We start from the raw sequence: 18,948 nt of genomic DNA, 5'->3' as shown, positions 1-18,948 counted from the left end.
CTAAGACAGGAGCTTCTTAATATTTTCCACAGGTCTGCCAATCACGGCGATATCATCTTTAATTACGATCGGGCGCTCGATCAAGCGAGGATGTTTCGCCAAGTTCTTAACTACTTCCTCAGTCGAATTGATATCAAAGTTCAGCTCTTGATACCCAGCCTCTTTCGTTCGTACTAACGAGGAAACAGGGGATTCCAGTTTGCCAACAATGTCCCGTAAATCTTTTTCCGTGGGATGAGCTTTTAAATACTCGACAATTTGAGGTTCGATCTTATGGTCTTGAAGAAGACTCAAAGCCTCACGGCATTTACTGCACTGAGGATTGTAATAAATTGTCCACTTGCTCATAGCGTTCCCTAAAAATAAAAACGGCGGAACCAATGAAGTTCCACCGTTGATTTTTCCGTCTTAAAACTCTTAAACGATAGAAGCCAAAGCTGCTTCGTAGTTTGGCTCATCCACGATTTCTGAAACTTGTTCTACGTAAAGAACTTTATTGTCTTCAGAAAGTGTCACAACGGCGCGAGACAAAAGCCCCATCAAAGGAGAATCTGTGATTTGCAATCCCCAGTCTTTTCCGAATGTGCTTCTGAAGCTAGAGATCGTTTCGCAATTTTTGATACCTTCAGCGCCGCAGAAACGAGCTTGTGCGAATGGAAGATCCGCAGAGATATTCAAAACAACAGTGTTGTTCAACTTCGCTGCTTCTTGATTGAATTTTCTAACAGATGCCGCGCAAGTTCCTGTATCAACGCTTGGAAAGATATTAAGAACTTTTTTCTTACCCGCGAATGATTGCAATGAAACTTCAGACAAATCGTTTTTTACCAATTTAAAGTCTTTAGCCACAGTTCCTTTTTCAGGAAGTTGACCAGACGTATTTACAGGATTTCCTTTAAGTGTGATTGATGCCATGAAAGCTCCTTTTTTAGGGACGGTATCACCATTATTTACAAATGGAAAGATTCTGGCTCCAACTGACAATGGATTTATACGGAGTCGAGTTTGTGGAGCGTAATACCGACCAATAACGCGCCCCACCTCTCCAAGCATTACTCACTTTACCTGCGATTCGTCCGTCACGACCTAGCCAACGATCCAAGATACGAATACCGCAGCTCAGATTTTTCATGGGATCATGCAGCTCTTGGGCAGTTCTAAATCCGCAACCGTATGCATTACCACTTTCAATTGAGATTTGCAGAAGACCGCGGCTCACAACACGTTTCCCGTTGCTGTCATTGAAGGCCTCTGTGTAAGAAGCGTTGGTATTGAAGTTACTTTCAAAACGAACCATGGAAGAAATCAAAAACGCCCAGTACTGTTTGCGTTGTGCATAAGAAAGACTTTTGTATTTAGGACAGAACACGCTCGCATCCGCCGGGATAACGTCCAAAAGATTTTGTCCCAATTTATCCAGCTCGCGATCCACATGCGCGGACCACTCTTTACCCTTAGAGTTCTTACTTTCCCAAAGAGGAATCACTTCACGCAAAGGATCTACGGTCGTTGCTGGAGGAGGAGTTTCCGTTTCTGGAGTCGATGTTGAAGAATTCGAGGAAGAATCGGATGACGTCGGAGGACGTTGCGCCATAGAGCACGCAGTGTTAGAGATTAATAAACCCGCCAATAAAAATGTGATTTGTAGTGTGGTGTTTTTCATAGGTACCACATCGGCAGAAATTGGCGGCTCTTGACTCTTGAAAAAACTGTCAAAATTTTATTCTGTTCGCGAGGGCAACTATCAAGACTTGTGTCTAACCCTCTTTCACTATATGTGACTTCGCGTACAATTTACTATTGACAAACATCATTAATGTATCTATAAAAGTTACATTAAGTTCGTCGACTCCAGAGAGGCCTCCCTTGAATTCAACAAAACATAGTAACTTTTCTTTGATCCTTGTTTTAGGGGCGCTCACCGCTCTGAGTCCATTTTCCATTGATATGTATCTCCCCGCGTTTCCAAAAATGGCAGAGAGTTTGAACACCAGTGTTTCTGAAGACTCTCTTTCTCTTTCCAGTTACTTTATCGGACTGGCATTCGGTCAACTTTTCTATGGACCTCTCTTAGATCGTTTTGGCAGAAAGAAGCCTCTCTATGTTGGATTGATCCTCTATATTCTTGCGACTATTGGATGTCTGACTTCTCAATCCGTCGACACTCTTGTGATCTTCCGCTTTATTCAGGCCGTGGGCGGCTGTGCTGCGAATGTCGCCGCCATGGCCATGGTGCGGGATTTCTTCTCTCCAAAGGAAAGTGCAAAAGTCTTTTCTCTTTTGATGTTGATCCTAGGTGTGTCTCCACTCTTGGCTCCGACAGCCGGAGGTTATTTAGCAACGGCGTTTGGATGGCAGTCTGTCTTTGTCGTACTTACTGTGATTGGTGTTTTGATGTTGGGTGTTTCCGTCTTTTATCTGCCGACGGGATATACTCCTGATAAATCGCATTCTCTTCATCCCGGTCTTATTTTTAAAAACTATCTCTCCATTATTAAAGATCCGCAGTTCTATACTTATTCTGTGGCAGGAGCGTTGGCGTTCTCGGGACTGTTTGTGTACTTGGCTGCGTCTCCAACTATTTTTATGGAGATCTTCAAAGTCAGTGAGCAAGTGTATGGGTGGATCTTTGCACTCCTCGCGGCGGGATTCATTGGCGCAAGTCAGTTTAATATTTATCTTCTTCGTAAGTTCAGTAACGAAAAAGTTTTACTGACGGCCTTAGGCGGTCTCACTGTTTTCGGATTTATCTTTTTATTGGGTGCTTCCGGAGGTTGGTACGGGCTTGCAGGAACTATCGGGATTCTATTTTGCTATTTGTCTTGTGCAGGTCTTGCCAACCCCAATGCCGCTGCGTTGGCATTAGCTCCATTTGCAAAAAACGCCGGAAGCGCTTCCGCTTTGGTGGGATTCTTACAAATGGGAATTGGCGCGCTCGCCTCTGTGAGCGTGGGCATTCTGAAGGCTCAACAGATCCTCCCCATCGCTGCGATTTTCACAGTGTCGTCTTTGTTGGCCCTTGGCACCTTGGTTTTGGGAAGCCGTAAGATCTCTCACAAGGTGGAAGTCGGCCCTGAAGATGCGGGAATGATGGCGCACTGATTATCTCTCGTGAAGAAGGATGTCTTCTTCATCGGGATGTGTATCAAACCAGTGAACCGCATAGGAACAGGAAGCAACGACTTTTACGTTCTCTGCCCTTGCGGCCTTCACGGCTTCGCGCATCAGTTGATCAGCCACATTTTTTCCTCTCGCCGGAGGAGGAACTTCCACACCAAGAATATCAAATGAGTTCTCTGGCCCTCTTCGATAAATAAGAACGGCTTCCCCGCCTTCAACTTTCGTCGAAAATTTCTTATCTGCAACTCTCTCTATTTCCATAAAGTACTCCTTCTTAAATCATAAGGGATCTCTCTGTACCAAATCCAAACACAATCTTTTCAATTCAACAAAAATCAAAGTGATAGCCTTAAATCGACGAGGAGGGATTTCCATGGCTGTCTTTACTCAAACTCAACGGACAATTCAGATTTTTAGCAAAATGTGGCGCTATCTCCGTCTTTCTGATTATGAAGGCGCCAGTTATCGAGATCTAAAAAAACGCTTCACCCGAGAACTCATTCAGCATCTGAATTTGCGCGTGATTCAGAAACACAATCCGGCAAAAGCTCTCTCGCATCCGGCCATTTATGTTTGTAATCATATTAGCTATCTCGACATTCCCTTGGTGATGAATCAAATACCGGAAGCTTGCTTCGTCAGTAAAAGTGAAGTGGCCAACTGGCCTCTCATAGGTCTGGCGGCAAAACGTATCGAAACTGTCTTCGTAAAACGTGAAAGCAAAAGCTCTCGGGAGGGAGTTCGCAAGGCTTTGACTCAATCACTGACTGAAGAAAAAAAGAAAATCATCGTGTTTCCGTCCGCAACGACAAAGATCTTTAAAGCAGAAAAATGGCGCAAAGGAGTTTTTGAAATTGCCCACGAACTCAATGTTCCGGTAGTTCCCGTGCGTCTTCATTACACACCATTACGCGAAGTCGCTTACATTGATGATGACAACTTTATTCTGCACTTATTCCGACTAGTTAAGCACAAACACCTGCAAGTCGAAATCGAGTTCGGCGAGCCCGTTCACATTCAAAAACCCGTGGAAGATTGCCTGCGCATTAAAGAATGGTGCGAGGAGAAAATGGCCCATCCATAAATATCATTTGACTGAACTCTGATCTTGCCACATAACCCACACCTGAAACGCTAGGGGTGCTAGTAAAGATGTCTTTGCTGGCTGAGAAAAACCCTTTGAACCTGAAAGAGATAATGCTCGCGCAGGGAAGCAAGTAATGGTTAAACCATGACTTTTTCCTGCCATTAGGATGGATCATGGTAAAAAAATTATTACTTCTTCTTCTTCTCAATGCTACTCAAGCACGTGCTGAATCTGAAATCTCCACCATTCGAATTACAGATCCTTCAACCCCTGAAGTCCTAGATATTTCTGGCTTTGGTGACATCCCCGAAAAAGATCTTCCACTTTCTGCGACATCGGTCTCCACCAAGACCATTGAAGAAAACGGCCTGCATCGCCTGTCTGACATCACCTTGATTGATGCCTCCACCACGGATAGCTACAACGCCACTGGTTACTGGGACTATCTTTCCGTTCGTGGATTTACTTTAGAGAACCGTTATAACTTTCAACGCGAAGGCCTTCCTATCAGCGCTGAAACTTCCATCGGTCTTGAAAATAAAGAACGCGTAGAAATACTTAAGGGCCTGGGGGGAATTCAAGCCGGAGCGGGATCTCCGGGCGGCATGGTGAACTATGTAGTCAAACGCCCCACGAATAAATCTTTGAAAGTTTTGCGTACAGAAGTGAGTGAACAAGGAAACGTCCTGACAGCCGTGGATGTCGGCGGTCATTTTCAGAATGCTGAACAGTTTGGTTATCGACTTAATCTTGCTCATGAAAAACTTGAGCCACATCTTAAAAAAACTTCGGGAACTCGCTCTCTCGTTGGCATCGCAACGGACTGGCGTATCGACAGTAATTCTATTCTGGAAGCTGAAATTGAATGGTCCCAAAGATCTCAACCAAGCCAAGCCGGATTTAGTCTTCTCGGAAATAATCTTCCTGATCCCGTTGAGCCTACTTTAAATCTCAACAATCAATCTTGGACAGAACCCGTGGAATTTTTCGGTCTCACAGGTTCTGTCAAATACACTCAAAACTTAAGTGCGCCATGGAGTTGGTCTTTTGCCGCTGGAGCTCAAGATCTCACAACCAATGATCGTTTGGCTTATCCTTTTGGTTGCAGTGCTGAAAACAACTATGACCGTTATTGTTCTGACGGCACTTACGATATGTACGACTATCGCAGTGAAGATGAAACGCGCAAGACCTACGCTGCAAAAACGGCGTTGCAAGGTGGATTTATCACTGGAGATGTTTCCCATCAGTTAACTTTGGGTTTCTTGGGAAACTCGACACGTGAACGCTTTCAACGTCAGGCTTACAACTATGCGGGTGTTGGCAATGTTGAGGGAACCGGCGTAGGAACTCCGAACCCCACTTTGAATGACGAAAGTACAAATCGTGACACCGCCACTTATGAAATTTCACTTTCTGATTCTGCAAAGCTGGGAAAGTGGAAAGGCTGGTTGGGACTTCGTTATACAAATCTCAATCGTAGCAGTTTCCGCACAGATGGATCTCGCAACATTGACTATACTCAAAATTTTGCAACTCCGTGGGCCGCACTTTCTTATGATTTTGAAAACGTGATGGCCTACACAAGTTTCGGTCAGGGTCTGGAATCTTTCGTCACTCCTAATAAAAATGACTACACTCACCCCGGGGAATTTATTCCTGATGTGACCAGCAAACAGATCGAAGTGGGCCTGCGTGGTGGGAAAGAGGTTCATTGGAATATCGCAGCTTTCCAAATCACTCGTCCTGTTGTGACTGACTTAAAACCGGATTACCAAATCGACGGCGAGGCCGAACATCGCGGGGTCGAAGTACAAACCTCTACAGAGTGGGGCTCTTGGGAGCTTGGAGTTTCAGCCATGAGGCTTGAAGCCACTCGCAAAGGCAGCACTCTTCTTCCTGATCTCAACGGGAAAAAACCCGTAAATGTTCCTGAAAACACATTGCGTATGCAGGCGGCTTACAGAGTTCTTGGAGTCCCGGGTCTTGCTTTCAATACGCGACTTTCTCATGAAAGTGAGCGCGCCGTTCTTGCTGACAATAGCATCATGCTTCCAGCCTGGACACGTTGGGACTTAGGGGCATCTTATGCACACACTTGGGAAGAAACAAAATTAATGTGGCGTCTTTCTGTGGATAATGTGACAAACCAACGTTACTGGAAAGAATCGCCAACTCAGTACGGACATATTTATTTATATCCGGGAGAAGCTCGCAGTTTTTATTTAAGTCTTCAGGCTTCTCTTTAAAAAGGTGTGGCCTAGTTTCAGCAGCCCATGCCTATTGCATTTTTTATCCGCGAGATAAATACTGAGAGAATGAAAAACACAACCACAATTCTAATTTCAACTTTGATAGCTTTAAATGTCCTTTCTTGCTCAAGCAAAGAAATGGCGAAGCCAGAACCCGCACCTAAGAAAATGGAAAGTTATTTTCCCAATGTGAACGGTTGTTTTTTACTTTACGATATGAAGAACTCAAAATGGGTGGAAGAGTTCAATCCTGAGCGATGCAAAGAGCGAACGGCCCCTTGCTCCACATTCAAAGTTCCCTTGGCCCTCGCCGCTTTTGATGCGGGAGTTTTAAAGGACGAAAACACTCTGTACAAATGGGATGGCAAACAGAGATGGCTCCCAGATTGGAATAAAGATCAAACGGCAGCGAGCTGGATGAAATATTCAACTGTTTGGTATTCACAACGAATCACAGAAAAAATGGGACGAAAGAAAGTTCAGTCCTATTTGAACAAACTTGAGTACGGTAATAAGGACTTCTCTGGAGGATTGGACGACGCTTGGCTCACTCCTAAGGCCTCTGTCTTGATTTCGGGATATGAACAAATTGAATTTTGGAAGAAACTTTGGACAAACTCATTGCCAGTTTCTCAAAAATCTTTGGAGTTGACTCGCAAACTCACTTTCCTAGAGACAACTCCTCGTGGGTTCACACTTCACGGAAAAACGGGATCTGGAAATTTTGGTGTAGATAACGGACAACGCTTAGGATGGTTTGTGGCCCATATCGAGGGACAAGGAAAGGAATATCTGGCCGTCGTCACTTTGAATGATTTGACTCCAACTTCTGAAACCGGCGGAGGGCGTCTGGCGAAAGAGGCCCTCCTGGCAATTCTTAAAGACCGAGGCCTTTACTAAAACCAACCTTCTTTTTCAAAGAGCTTGCGGCATGTTTTTGATTTTACGAAATCAACAAACTGAATCGCTTGCTCTTTTTGCTTTGAAGTCTTAGCCAGAGCCGTTCCTGTTGAACGATAAATCGTCAGATTCTTTTCAGTGGGAATAATTTGCGCCGTTTCAGGATTGCGAGTTCCCCAAATATTGAAAACCAACCAGGCATCGATAGAAGAATCTTCATTCCATTTTTTTTCAGCTTCTCCGGTATTCTTTGCGGCAAAGACGATATTCGCACGGAACTTATTTAAAGCTTCAGCACTTTTAAGACCGCCGACGATATCTTCCCACATTCCCACTTGTCCTGCGCCATTCACAACAATAACTTTCAAAGGCTTTTGAACAAGATCCTTGATGCCACGAATTTTCTTAGGATTCTTCGGACGAACCAAAATAGCCGAAGGTCTTAAATAATGAGTTTGGATCGTTTGCGCATCCAAGTTGGATATTTTTTCTGCAAATGAATCCATCATGTTTTCAGATCCAGAATAAAACACATCTGCACTCTCTGCTTGTTGGAGCCATTTTTCCAGAGGGCCCGCCGTCACATTCACTTTGATTCCTTTTTCTTTTTCAAAAGCTCCGGCACACGCCTTCATCGCTGGAGCCGGCCCGCCGGGACCAAACACTTGCAAAGTCGTTTGCGCCTGGGCTGCGAAAGGAAGAACAAAAACTAAAATCAAAGATTTAAACATACACACCCCTTAATGAATCCAACCTAATACAATTGCACCCAACGTTCCACTGGCGACAACGATCCACAGTGTGACTCCTTGTAGAAATGGTTTCACACCGACGGCGCGAACTGTGTCCCGAGTGAGACTTGAACCGATCAAGAATAAAGTCACGACCAACATTCTTTTTGCGACGGAGTTGATCATCTCCCCTGCGGGCTGAAGACTTGGAACCCAAGTGACAATCGCTGCCGCAATCAAGAAACCTAAAATGAACCACGGCTTCTTGGCTTTTTGTTTTGGTCCGGCCTCATTCTGTTTTGAATAAACATATCCAATCGCAAAGGCTACGGGAACAATCCAAAGAGCTCTCGCTAATTTTACAGTCGTGCCAACTTGCAAGGCTTCCGCACCAAATTGCATGGATGCACCGACAACGGAGCTGGTATCATGAATCGCTAAAGCACTCCACAAACCAAATTGGTGTTGCGATAAACCCAGAAAATGTCCTAACGGCGGAAAAATAAAAAGAGCCACGGCATTTAGCAAAAAGACTGTTCCCAAAGCGACAGACACCTCGTGGTGTTTGGCTTTGATAACAGGTGCGACAGCGGCGATAGCACTTCCTCCGCAAATCGCAGTGCCCACGGTGATTAAGACAGAGGTGTCTTTTTCGGTATTATACAGCTTACCAAGCAGAACACCCATGAACAGAGCTAAAGAAATTCCCGCGATCGTGTAACCGACTCCTTGCAAGCCGACTTTGCCAATCACTTCCAAATTCATTCCCGCTCCCATTCCCATAACGGAAATGCCAAGAAGGGAATGAGTGATCTTTCGAGTTTTCTCCAAATAAGGGTTCCCCAACCACATGGCCAGAGCCACCCCCATAAAAAGCGCCACACCCGAGGAAATAAAAGGAGCAAAACACAAGAGAGCTGCGGCAGGAATAAGTATTTGAGCCAACATAGATCCTTCTTTCAGATCTATCCTCTCTCGAATTGATTCTAACTACAAGCTTGCTCTCAGGGATTCGACCTCTGAAATTTCTTTAGGAACTGAAGTCAAAAGATCACATCCCTTAGCAGTGACAACAACATCATCTTCGATTCGTACACCAATGCCTTCATACTTGGACGGAGCACCTAAGCCTTTGCGGAAATAAATTCCTGGCTCCACCGTAAAGCACATTCCTTCCTGCAACTTCAATGAATTTCCTGAATCATCGAAGTAAGGAGAAGGATCATGCACATCGAGACCGATCCAATGGGACGTCGAGTGCGGCATCAATTGACGAAGAGATTCACGGACATAGTCTTTGCTAAATCCCTCTTTCAGAAGACCTTCCGACAGAACTGTTAAAGCCAACTCATGCAAACTCTTTAAAGACTCTCCAGGTTTCACCGCATTCAGAACCGCTTTTTGGGCATCTAGGACAATCTGATAAATGGCTTTTTGTTCGTCTGAAAAAGTCTTTCCAACTGGCAGAACTCGTGTGATGTCGGAACAATAACCCTTCCACTCGCCGCCCGCATCGACAAGCAAGACTTCCCCTGCCTGAAGAATTCTCTCAGTGCCTCGCGCATGCAGAATCGTCGATCTTTCTCCCGAGCCCGCAATGCTTTCATAAGCCGTCCATTGCATTCCCTGTTCCATAAAGCGGGACTCTATCCAGTTCACAACACTTCGTTCAGATTGACCCAGAAAGTTCTGGCGCATCAGTTCCGTGTGCACCAACGAAGATCGCGCCCCCGCCTCTTTCATAAAAGAAATTTCTTCAGCCGTTTTTATCTGTCTTAAAGATCCCACGAGTGTTCGTGAATCACAAATGGCCAGTGGTGTATTAGAAACACGTCCACAATGTCGGTGCTCATAAGACACTGCCGAAAGAAGAATCCCATCTATTTTCCGATTTCGTCCTATAGGCAAGGCGATGCGATCGCACTCATCAAAGTGAGAGCGAAGAATTTCTTCTAATTTTTCAAGATTCTCAAAACGAACTCCCGCCAACTTTTCTTTGTCCGTCGCAGTCAACGCAAAACCATCGTCCCATACGGAGGCCTCTTTATTAAAGGCCTCCGAAAGCAGATAGGTTGTGGCGCCGACAACAACTAAGACGGCATCAATCACCTCAACACCACAGAGATAGAGGAAGTCTCCGGCCGTTTTATGCCGATAGGCCACGGAGTGAGAGCGCATAGCCTCACTTCCAGACGAAATAACAAAGAGTGTGCGCGAGTACTGGGAACTTAGGTCTTGTCTTCTTTTTTTAAATACGGATGTTTCCATACCTTGAGTATAGGTAAGGGATACTATATTCTAAATAGTAACATACAAAGTTCCCTATTTAGGTACTTTACGGTCCTGACAAGGAGAAGACCATGGAACATTCTCAGTATCTTTCGGCTATTAAAAAAGCTCTCAAAGCCCGCGGTGTGACCTACACCGATCTAGCTGAACAACTGAAAATGACAGAGTCTGGTGTTAAAAAAATGCTCAACGCCAAAGACATTTCTTTTCGTCGTGTTTTGCAAATTTGTGATTCCCTGGGAATTTTGCCGGGTCAGCTCTTTTCTCTTTCCGAAAAAACGTCCATCTCTGAAGTTTTACTGACCGTACAACAAGAAGATGCTCTTCTTAAGAACCGTCATCTTCTCGCCGTCTACTGGCGCTTGGTCATTGAAAAATGTGACCTTGCGGAAATTGAAAAACTTCAAGGCTTGAGTAAATCAGAACTTAAAAAACTTTTAGATCGACTTGTCGCTTTGGATTTACTGACTTCTCGCAAAGGACATTATCGTGCCCAACATCTTGGGAAATTTAAATGGTCCGACGAATCCAAGCTTGCCAAAACTTTAAATCGAGAATGGTCCGAGCTGACTCTGCGTCGCTCCTTAGCCGAGAAAGAAAATGAGAACTCCACTCACCGTCTAGTGTCCATGAAGCTTTCACAAGATGCTTACAACGAACTATTAAAACGCCTTTCAAAAGCCCTGGACGAAGCGGTTCAGGACTCTGAAGGTGAAGAACTGACCATGAATAAAAATGATTTAAAGAATTTTACGGCTCTTGTGGCCGTCGTGCAAAAAGGTGTTTTTGATACTTAGAACGTAAGTTTAACTACCAAAACAATTTTCCCCGTGTGCGCACTAGACTCCATAAGTTCATGGGCTTCCCGCGCTTTCTCCAGAGGAAATGTTTTATAGATCACCGGCTTCATTTTTCCATGAGCTAAAAGAGGCCAAATATTATTTTCCAAGGACTGAGCAATATGCGTTTTTTCCGATACGGACCTTGCTCGTAGCGTAGACCCCGTCAGAGTCAAACGCTTGGACATCATTTTTCTTAAATCAAGCTCGACGTGAGTTCCTTTCAAAGTGGCGATTTGCACCAGTCGCCCCATGGGAGCAAGAGCCTCGAGATTGCGAACGAAATAATCTCCGCCCACCATATCAAGAATAACATCAACTCCCCGTCCTTCTGTTGCTTCCTTCACCGCCGTTACAAAATCTTCTTCTTTATAAAGAATAACTCTCTCTGCGCCCAAGGCTTTGCATGGCTCCACGGATTCTTTTTTTCCAACCGTGGTAAAAACTCTCGCACCCAAAGTATGAGCCATTTGAATGGCCGTTGTTCCGATTCCTCCAGAACCTCCATGAACCAAAATACTTTCGCTTTTTTGCAAACGCCCACTTTCAAATACATTCGTCCAAACCGTAAAAAAAGTTTCGGGCAAAGCCGCTGCATGAACCATATCCATGCCTTTAGGAATCGGCAGGCATTGTCCTTCTGGAGCCGTGACATACTCTGCATAGCCTCCCCCTGAAATGAGAGCGCAAACAGAATCACCCACTTTCCAACGAGCCACCCTGTCTCCACAAATGATCACTTTTCCTGCGACTTCCAGACCTAAAATATCAGAAGCTCCCGGAGGCGGAGGATAAGTACCTTGTCGTTGAGCGCAGTCCGGTCTGTTCACGCCAGCTGCGTGAACTTCAATCAAAACCTCATGCGGTCCCGGCACAGGACGTTCTCGTTCCTGCAATTGAAGAACTTCGGGGCCACCAGGAGTTTTGATTTCAATGACTCGCATATTCACCTCGGACCTATCATTAACTCAGGCTCTAAGAGAGTCAAAATGCATTATTCACAGAAGCTTTCTAGCCCATAGACCAGTGTCCTGGCGTTAAGTCCTTCCCGCAAATTTCGATAAGGAGTGTATGAGATTCATCAAGCACTTCCTTCTTGCCGCGTCTTTATTGAGCTCGATCGCTGTCGCGGACGAAAGCTCAGTCTACACATGCCGCTTCGAGGAAGACCCCAACGGATTTTCTTCTGTGCGCATGAAAAAATATTTTGATGTGACTGCGAATATGGAGTTAGGAAAAGTGGATCTGATTCAAAACTTTATCGTGACAGAATCGACAGCCACGAAAGTTTACCAAATTCCTCTTTTAGACAATCAAACTTACGTACAACTTTGGTATTCACCAAATCTTCGAGTCGACGCGCAACTCTCTTACAGCCAAGGCTCTCGAGAGTTTCGCGCGACCTACAATAAAAATTCAGAACGGCGTGGACTTATTTGCGTTGAGTTGCGCAACTAGAGTTCAAACTGACCTGAAGCTTCGGGCTGATAAATAACTTCCTGAACTTTGAGTTTCTTTGTCGCTCCGTTAGGCATTTTCCAGTCAATAGACTGTCCAGCACTCAAACCCAGCAATGCGATTCCCACTGGTGCAAGAATAGAAATGCGGCCCGCCTCCAGTTTTGCATCTTGTGGATAGACCAATGTCATTTCACTTTCTGAGCCCGTGGATTCATCCAAGAATTTCACGCGTGAATTCATTGTGACGACGTCGTGAGGAATTTCTTTTTGTGAAATAACGTTAGCACGACTGAGTTCCTCTTCGAGAGCTTCCGCCCATTGACCTTCTACTTGAGAGACCAACGCCGTTAAACGATGATAATCTTGATCAGTAATAAAAATGCGGTTTTCTGTGTTCATACAGTCCTCCTAAATGAGAATGTGGTAGAGAATTTATTTAAATATGAGGGAGCAAAAAGAGTACTAAACGGCCTTCAGCAGAAATTTTCTGCTGCAACAAAATCTCAGAATTGGATTTTTAGACGTTGAACGGCACATGAATCTATTAGACCCTAAAGAAGAAAAATTATCAAGGGCCTCCGCTCCACCTGCTAAGTGTCTGATTACTTTACGAGATCCTGGACCTTCTTGCCCAAGTCCAAAAGAATTTTCCGAGTTTCATCATAATCTTTGTCTGTGCAGTCCTTAAAACCCGTCAAATGATAAAGATTTTTAAGAGCCTTTGCTCCCTCTGGAGTTGTGGGAAATGACTTGAGTGCGACGACGATTTTTTCCTGAAGATCCTTAGGAAAATCTTTTCTGAAGACCACAGGCTCGCTCGGAATAGGCCCAGTCATTTTAAGAATTCGGATTTTTTCAAAGACGTCGGGATATTGATCCTTCACCAAGCGACGCGCATCCTGCGGAACTCCGTCTTCGGCGGGAGTATGATAAGTTGCGCCGGCATCCACTCTTCCCTGATAAACCATGGTTACAACGCTGTCATGTTTTCCCGCAAAAATCACTTCGCCTAGCTTAATGTTTTCGTCTTTGAATAGTTTTGCCGCAAGCACATATCCCGATGTGGAGGCAGGATCGACAAACGCGATTTTTTTTCCGTTAAGGTCCTGCAAGGTCTTGATCTTGGGATCTTTCGTGATGATCTGCCCCCAATATTCGGAGCGCCCCAGATTCACACCAATCAGGCGAGCATTTGCTCCATATTTGTCGTGAGCTAAAAGGTATCCAAAGGTATTCAGGATCGCGACGTCAACGCGCTGAGAACCCAAAGCTTCAACCACCGCGACAAAATTCACGGGCACTTGCATCTTCACATGAAGACCTGTCTGCTGATGAATCCATTTTTCTAAAAGCTTACCATTTTCTAACAGAACGGCAGTGTCTTGTCCTGGCACGAGAGCAAAATGAATCGGATTTTTTTCGCCTCCGAGTTGCTCATGCGATGTGCAAGACATTAAAAAACACGAGGACATCAGGATGAGTATTTTCTTCACCACAAGACTTTCTCCTGGAATATATCTTCATGAATTTACTCTCGTTATTAAATGTATGCAATAAACACTATTCTAAACTAAAATGTTTTGTATCCGAGGGTGAATGTCGAGCATAAGGAGTCCATGGAAATGTCAAAAGTGAAGGTTGAAATCGATGCTGATTTGCAGGATCTGATTCCTCAGTTCGTGGAGAATCGAAAAAAAGATATCGAGTCTCTGGAACAACTTGTGGAAAAGAATGATCTCGTTGCCATTGCTCAGTTAGCTCACAAAATCAAGGGTGCAGCTGCTGGTTATGGATTCAATGAGTTGAGCAATCTTGCATCTCAAATGGAAAAAGCTGCGAAGAACAATGACGCCAATCCGTTGAAGGATCTTGTCAAACAAATGAGAATACACTTTCTGAACGTTGAGATTCATTACGTATCTATGTAACGGGAGTTTATGACTCACAGGAGACGCCTCTTTCTTTTTACCGCATCCCTTATTCTAGGCACGCTGCTAGGAGCAGGAATTGTGGGATACAAAATGGGCGTGTCCTCCGTGTTGGAGAGTACTCAAGAAAAATTAATCCAGGTTCGTCGCGCAAAATCACAAGAGCTTCAAAAAGATTTTGCATATCTGAACAGCTCCCTATTAACAACTTCAGAGACCGAAATTCTTAATACCTTCCTTTTGAAGGCCCCCCAAGACCAAGAACAAATGCGCCGATGGTTGCGGGCTCATGGAAGTGAGGGAGCCTGGCGTTCCATTGTCGTTCGCGCCCATAGTTCTCATGAATCTTCTGAGCTCTCGCGAGTCATCGGACAAATGTCCCCTACAGCGGTCTTTCTGCAGTCCTACTACATCCAAGAAGCGATCTCGCAAAATAAAAAACCTTATGAGATCACCAAATCTTCAAATAAATTCGCTCTGAATTATTTTAAAAACCATGAGACCTTGCATCCCTTTTTATCCAGTTTATTGGAACGTCTCCAACTCAGCGACATTGCACTGGTCGACCCTCAGGGCAATGTCGTATACACAGTAAAAAAGGAATTGAATCTCGGAGCCAATCTTCTATCTGGAACTTTCGCCAACTCACGAATGGCTCAAGCCTTCCGCTGGTCGATGAACGCTTCACAAGGTGCTACGAAGTTTTTCGATTTCTCTCCATTCACACATTTCTGGAATCTCCCTGTCGGCTTTCTTGCGACACCGCTTTTCTATCGTTCCAATTATGTTGGAACATTGATGTTTCAAATTCCATTGGAAAGAATCGACACTATTCTTAGCAATCAACACGATTGGGAAAGTTTGGGTTTACGCAAAACCGGCGAAATCGTAGCTTTTGGGCACGAGGGTCTGATGCGTAACAACTCAAGACTCTTTTTTGAAAGTCCCGAGAACTTTCTTAAGCTTTATCAAAAGCATGACGGTCTCTCCAGTACGATTGAGTTGGTTCGGCGCAACCAATCGACGGCATTGAACATCGGACTTTCTCAGGAAACTTTAGAACAGTATTTGACCAACAAGGAACTCCTAGAGACTGGTCCGGATTACGCAGGCACGAGCACCCTGAAATCCGTCGGCAAAATCGCGCTCCCCGGAAATACCGAGTGGATCATCGTCGCGAAAATGAATGCTCAGGAAGCGTTAGTTCCACTAACAAATAAAATAATTCCTTTATTGTTAGCGGCCTTGGGTTTGACAATTCTCTCTCTGGCTGCCGCTTACTTTTTCGCTCGTCGCATGTTTCATCCTCTTCAACGCCTTCAGCAGAGTCTGCACAATTTAGAGTCCTTGAGTTTCGGCCCGAAGCTGATTGAAAAGAAAGGCGAGTTCAAGGAACTTGCGGAAAGTTTCAATAACGTCTCTGAAAATTTTAATAAGATCAAAACAGAAAAAGACCTTCTAAAAAACACGGTTCAATCCATCCACGAAGCCTTTTTTGTCGTGGAAGTTATAAGAAATCCTGACAACGACAAAGTCGGCATTCAGATTCGTGATCTGAACCCGGCGGCTTCAGATATGCTGGGAGTAGAGGCTGCTCCTCTTAAGGGAACTGATTTGCAAATGTGGATTGAGACGGATTACTCCAAAATTCTTTCTTCACTGGAAGAAAAGACGGATAATCATGAGCCTCTGTCCGTGGAAGGAACTCTGAAGAAGATTTCCGGAGAAAAAATTCCTTTGGAACTTTCTTGGGCCTCTTTAAAAAATTCCACCGGCAAAAATCCGACTCTTGTGGTTGTCGGCCGCGATATTCTTTGGAAAAAAGAAATTGAAAGAGAACTGAAACTCCAAGAGGACCTTTTAAAAGAGTCTCAGTCGTTATCAAGAACGGGATCTTTCCGCTGGGATATTCGCACGGGTAAGTGTCTATGGTCGGAAGAAGAATTTCACCTTCTCGGTTTAAATCCAGCGACGACGGTTCCCACTTTTGATTTATTTAAATCGTTAATTCTTCCGGAAGATCTCGTTCATTTTGACGAAGCTCTGCATGAAGCTCATCAGAACATCCACCCTTTCAACTCCGATTTTCGCATGCGCAAAAAAGACACCGGAGACATCATCTGGGTACGCGCACAAGGCCGTACCGAATACGACGACTACGGAAATGCCCTTTTCATGTATGGCACTACTCAAGATATCACCGAACTTCGTCGAGTTGAGCAGTCTCTTATCGCTGCAAAAAATGATGCTTTGAAATCCTCTCAGGCAAAGTCTGAGTTCTTAGCTCGTATGAGCCATGAAATCCGCACGCCTATGAACGCCATCATGGGGATGGCCGAACTGCTGAAAGAAACAAAACTTAATAATGATCAGCAGTACTACGTCACTATTTTTTGTAAAGCCGGCGAAGTATTGATGGCTCTTATCAACGATATTCTGGATCTTTCGAAAATTGAAGCAGGTGAAGTTTCTATCGAGAACATTCCCTTTGATATGAAAAAACTCATGGTCGACGTTGAAGACATGATGAAGCCACGCGCGCTGGAAAAAGGCATTAATTATTCCTTTGAAATGGCCGCTGGTCTTTCTCCTTATTTGATGGGAGATCCGACGAAGTTAAGACAGGTTCTGATTAATCTTGTCAGCAACTCCCTTAAATTTACGGAAAGCGGTTATATCCGAGTGTCCTTGAGTAAAAATCCCTCCAAAAAGGACACACTCATGGTCAGTGTCAGCGACTCTGGCGTGGGCATTCCTACCAATAAGCAGCATCTGATTTTCCAAAAATTTGCTCAGGCCGACAGCTCAATCACCCGAAGGTATGGTGGCACAGGTCTGGGTTTGGCGATTTCCAAGAGTCTTATCGAACTTATGGGCGGCCAAATCTGGTTCAAAAGCCGCGAAAATATGGGAACGACGTTCTTCTTTACTATTCCTTATCGAGAACAGGTTTACAATCCTGTGACACACCAGCCTGTTCAGCTTCACGCAGGGGAACTGGACTTTGTCGCACAGAAACCCCGTGATCCGAACAAGACCATCCGCATTTTGATTGCCGATGACACGGAAGACAATCGGACACTTTTCACTCATTATCTAAAAAACGGCCCCTACGAAATTATTGAAGCTGAGAATGGACTTGAAGCTATAGATAAGATAAAGTCAGGACAGTTTGATATCGTCTTTATGGACGTACAAATGCCAGAAATGGATGGGTACGCGGCGACGGGTTCGATTCGGAAGTGGGAAGAGGAAACTCATCATCAACATGTTCCGATTATTGCTCTGACCGCCCATGCTCTTTCTGAGGACCGACAAAAATCCCTGCGAGCAGGTTGTGACGATCATATCGCCAAACCTTTTAAGAAGGATACTTTGTTGGGAGTGATCAACCGCTATTCATTGTAGGAGATACTAGTGCCACAAGAAGAGAAAAGCCGTCTACTGATCGTTGAAGACGACTCCGATATTCGTGAGCTTCTTAAGCATTTCCTCAAAGAATTTGTCGACGAAATCGTCGAGGCAGAAAACGGAGCTGCGGCTCTTCAATACGTTAAATCGCAAGAGTTCGACACGATTCTTTCAGATATCGAAATGCCACAGATGAACGGACTTAAATTTTTAGCTTATGTTCGTTCTTTGGGACAAATGACGCCTTTTGTGGTTTTGACGGCCCACGGAGATCACTCGCGCGCGCTAGAGGCTCTTTCTCTCGGCGCATTTGATTTTATTACTAAAGACTCTAAGAGAAAATTGGTCATTGAAAGCGTTTGTGCCGCTCTAAAATTCGGGCGCGAGATGAAAGCTTCCAAGAATGACCCCGTTCGCTCAACTCACTTACGCAAGATCTATACAGACATGTCTAAATCTTCCGAGATGCGCCTACGTAAAATTATCGAAGAGATGTCGTCATCAAGTTAGGATTCTACACTCATGGTAAAAATGTCGGCCGTCTATGAAGGCCAAAAGCATTGCGAAATTACTCACGGTCCTTCAGGCTCTCACATCGGAACGGACGCTCCCAAAGACAACAACGGCAAAGGCGAATTGTTTTCACCTACAGATCTTGTCGGCGCAGCCACAGGCAGTTGCATGCTCACTGTGATGGCCATTGCTGCGGATAAAGACGGTGTCGAGCTTAAAGGTTCGCGCGTCGAGGTCGAAAAAGAAATGCACGCAAGCCCTCGTCGTATTGCAAAACTCACCGTGGTTTTGCATCTGCCACAAAGTGTGCCCCATGACTATCGTAAAAAGTTAGAGACCATCGCCCTGAACTGCCCTGTGAAGTTAAGCCTTCACCCGGAACTTCAGATGCCTGTGGTTTTCCACTACGATATCTAGA

General features: G+C 44.8%; 20 protein-coding genes and 1 riboswitch. Of the genes, 10 read left to right on the top strand and 10 right to left on the bottom strand.

Annotated elements, in window-relative coordinates:
* The 3 genes from arsC to ACL934_RS01765 form a co-directional block, all read right to left on the bottom strand.
* Complete coding sequence (arsC, locus tag ACL934_RS01775; RefSeq protein ID WP_374077114.1) at positions 1–348, bottom strand: arsenate reductase (glutaredoxin); 348 nt, start codon at positions 346–348, stop codon at positions 1–3.
* Positions 349–417: 69 nt separating this feature from the next.
* Entirely contained in the window at positions 418–915 is a 498-nt protein-coding gene (gene tpx, locus ACL934_RS01770) for a thiol peroxidase (protein ID WP_374077111.1), read from the bottom strand.
* Positions 916–946: 31 nt separating this feature from the next.
* Positions 947–1,663 carry a transglycosylase SLT domain-containing protein gene (locus tag ACL934_RS01765; protein ID WP_374077109.1) on the bottom strand — a complete coding sequence of 239 codons (717 nt, stop codon included), beginning with the start codon at positions 1,661–1,663 and terminating at the stop codon, positions 947–949.
* A 203-nt stretch (positions 1,664–1,866) separates the two neighbouring features.
* Between ACL934_RS01765 and ACL934_RS01760 the strand changes: the two genes are divergently transcribed.
* The gene (locus ACL934_RS01760; RefSeq protein WP_374077108.1) at positions 1,867–3,102 is read left to right on the top strand and encodes a multidrug effflux MFS transporter; all 1,236 of its coding nucleotides are present in this window, start codon (positions 1,867–1,869) and stop codon (positions 3,100–3,102) included.
* Here ACL934_RS01760 and ACL934_RS01755 read toward each other — a convergent pair whose 3' ends face one another.
* Positions 3,103–3,381: a GNAT family N-acetyltransferase gene (locus ACL934_RS01755; RefSeq protein WP_374077106.1), complete on the bottom strand. Its 279-nt coding sequence runs from the start codon at positions 3,379–3,381 to the stop codon at positions 3,103–3,105. It abuts the gene before it with no gap.
* 112 nt (positions 3,382–3,493) lie between these two features.
* On the opposite strand from ACL934_RS01755, the gene ACL934_RS01750 reads away from it, so the two are divergent.
* The 3 genes from ACL934_RS01750 to ACL934_RS01740 all read left to right on the top strand — a co-directional run bounded on the left by ACL934_RS01750 (position 3,494) and on the right by ACL934_RS01740 (position 7,359).
* Positions 3,494–4,204 (top strand): lysophospholipid acyltransferase family protein, encoded by a 711-nt coding sequence (locus tag ACL934_RS01750; RefSeq protein WP_374077104.1) that lies wholly within the window; start codon positions 3,494–3,496, stop codon positions 4,202–4,204.
* A gap of 42 nt (positions 4,205–4,246) precedes the next feature.
* Positions 4,247–4,349, top strand: a riboswitch (TPP riboswitch).
* 31 nt (positions 4,350–4,380) lie between these two features.
* Entirely contained in the window at positions 4,381–6,456 is a 2,076-nt protein-coding gene (locus ACL934_RS01745; protein ID WP_374077102.1) for a TonB-dependent siderophore receptor, read from the top strand.
* Positions 6,457–6,525: 69 nt separating this feature from the next.
* Positions 6,526–7,359: a penicillin-binding transpeptidase domain-containing protein gene (locus ACL934_RS01740; protein ID WP_374077100.1), complete on the top strand. Its 834-nt coding sequence runs from the start codon at positions 6,526–6,528 to the stop codon at positions 7,357–7,359.
* On the opposite strand, the gene ACL934_RS01735 is transcribed toward ACL934_RS01740, so the two are convergent.
* The 3 genes from ACL934_RS01735 to ACL934_RS01725 are packed head-to-tail and all read right to left on the bottom strand — an operon-like array spanning position 7,356 to position 10,358.
* On the bottom strand, positions 7,356–8,090 hold the full coding sequence (locus ACL934_RS01735) for an extracellular solute-binding protein (RefSeq protein WP_374077098.1): 735 nt from the start codon (positions 8,088–8,090) through the stop codon (positions 7,356–7,358). The two genes, ACL934_RS01740 and ACL934_RS01735, sit on opposite strands and share 4 nt — an antisense overlap.
* Positions 8,091–8,099: 9 nt before the next feature.
* Complete coding sequence (locus ACL934_RS01730) at positions 8,100–9,038, bottom strand: YeiH family protein (RefSeq protein ID WP_374077097.1); 939 nt, start codon at positions 9,036–9,038, stop codon at positions 8,100–8,102.
* 42 nt (positions 9,039–9,080) lie between these two features.
* Positions 9,081–10,358, bottom strand: coding sequence for an aminopeptidase P N-terminal domain-containing protein (locus ACL934_RS01725; protein WP_374077095.1), 1,278 nt, complete (start codon positions 10,356–10,358; stop codon positions 9,081–9,083).
* Between the two features lie 92 nt (positions 10,359–10,450).
* Here ACL934_RS01725 and ACL934_RS01720 point away from each other — a divergent pair, with 92 nt between their 5' ends.
* Entirely contained in the window at positions 10,451–11,176 is a 726-nt protein-coding gene (locus ACL934_RS01720; protein WP_374077093.1) for a helix-turn-helix domain-containing protein, read from the top strand.
* On the opposite strand, the gene ACL934_RS01715 is transcribed toward ACL934_RS01720, so the two are convergent.
* Positions 11,173–12,162 carry an NAD(P)H-quinone oxidoreductase gene (locus ACL934_RS01715; RefSeq protein WP_374077091.1) on the bottom strand — a complete coding sequence of 330 codons (990 nt, stop codon included), beginning with the start codon at positions 12,160–12,162 and terminating at the stop codon, positions 11,173–11,175. The two genes, ACL934_RS01720 and ACL934_RS01715, sit on opposite strands and share 4 nt — an antisense overlap.
* A gap of 127 nt (positions 12,163–12,289) precedes the next feature.
* On the opposite strand from ACL934_RS01715, the gene ACL934_RS01710 reads away from it, so the two are divergent.
* Positions 12,290–12,676, top strand: a complete 387-nt coding sequence (locus tag ACL934_RS01710; RefSeq protein WP_374077089.1) for a cell wall hydrolase — start codon at positions 12,290–12,292, stop codon at positions 12,674–12,676.
* Here the strand turns inward: ACL934_RS01710 and rnk are convergent.
* Entirely contained in the window at positions 12,673–13,077 is a 405-nt protein-coding gene (gene rnk / locus ACL934_RS01705; protein ID WP_374077088.1) for a nucleoside diphosphate kinase regulator, read from the bottom strand. The two genes, ACL934_RS01710 and rnk, sit on opposite strands and share 4 nt — an antisense overlap.
* Before the next feature lie 203 nt (positions 13,078–13,280).
* Positions 13,281–14,171 carry a phosphate/phosphite/phosphonate ABC transporter substrate-binding protein gene (locus ACL934_RS01700; RefSeq protein ID WP_413612957.1) on the bottom strand — a complete coding sequence of 297 codons (891 nt, stop codon included), beginning with the start codon at positions 14,169–14,171 and terminating at the stop codon, positions 13,281–13,283.
* Between the two features lie 129 nt (positions 14,172–14,300).
* Between ACL934_RS01700 and ACL934_RS01695 the strand changes: the two genes are divergently transcribed.
* The 4 genes from ACL934_RS01695 (at position 14,301) to ACL934_RS01680 (ending at position 18,947) form a co-directional block, all read left to right on the top strand.
* On the top strand, positions 14,301–14,606 hold the full coding sequence (locus ACL934_RS01695; protein ID WP_374077084.1) for an Hpt domain-containing protein: 306 nt from the start codon (positions 14,301–14,303) through the stop codon (positions 14,604–14,606).
* Between the two features lie 81 nt (positions 14,607–14,687).
* Positions 14,688–18,014: an ATP-binding protein gene (locus ACL934_RS01690; RefSeq protein WP_374077082.1), complete on the top strand. Its 3,327-nt coding sequence runs from the start codon at positions 14,688–14,690 to the stop codon at positions 18,012–18,014.
* 9 nt (positions 18,015–18,023) lie between these two features.
* Entirely contained in the window at positions 18,024–18,527 is a 504-nt protein-coding gene (locus tag ACL934_RS01685) for a response regulator (RefSeq protein ID WP_374077081.1), read from the top strand.
* A gap of 12 nt (positions 18,528–18,539) precedes the next feature.
* A complete protein-coding gene (locus tag ACL934_RS01680; protein ID WP_374077079.1) occupies positions 18,540–18,947 on the top strand; it encodes an OsmC family protein in 408 nt (135 codons plus the stop codon).
* The last annotated feature ends 1 nt before the right edge of the window (position 18,948 follow it).

Source organism: Bdellovibrio sp. HCB-110, from assembly GCF_047323225.1.
Lineage (GTDB): Bacteria > Bdellovibrionota > Bdellovibrionia > Bdellovibrionales > Bdellovibrionaceae > Bdellovibrio.
Note: the sequence above shows the minus strand (reverse complement) of the source record. Positions and strands in the feature narration are given on the sequence as shown.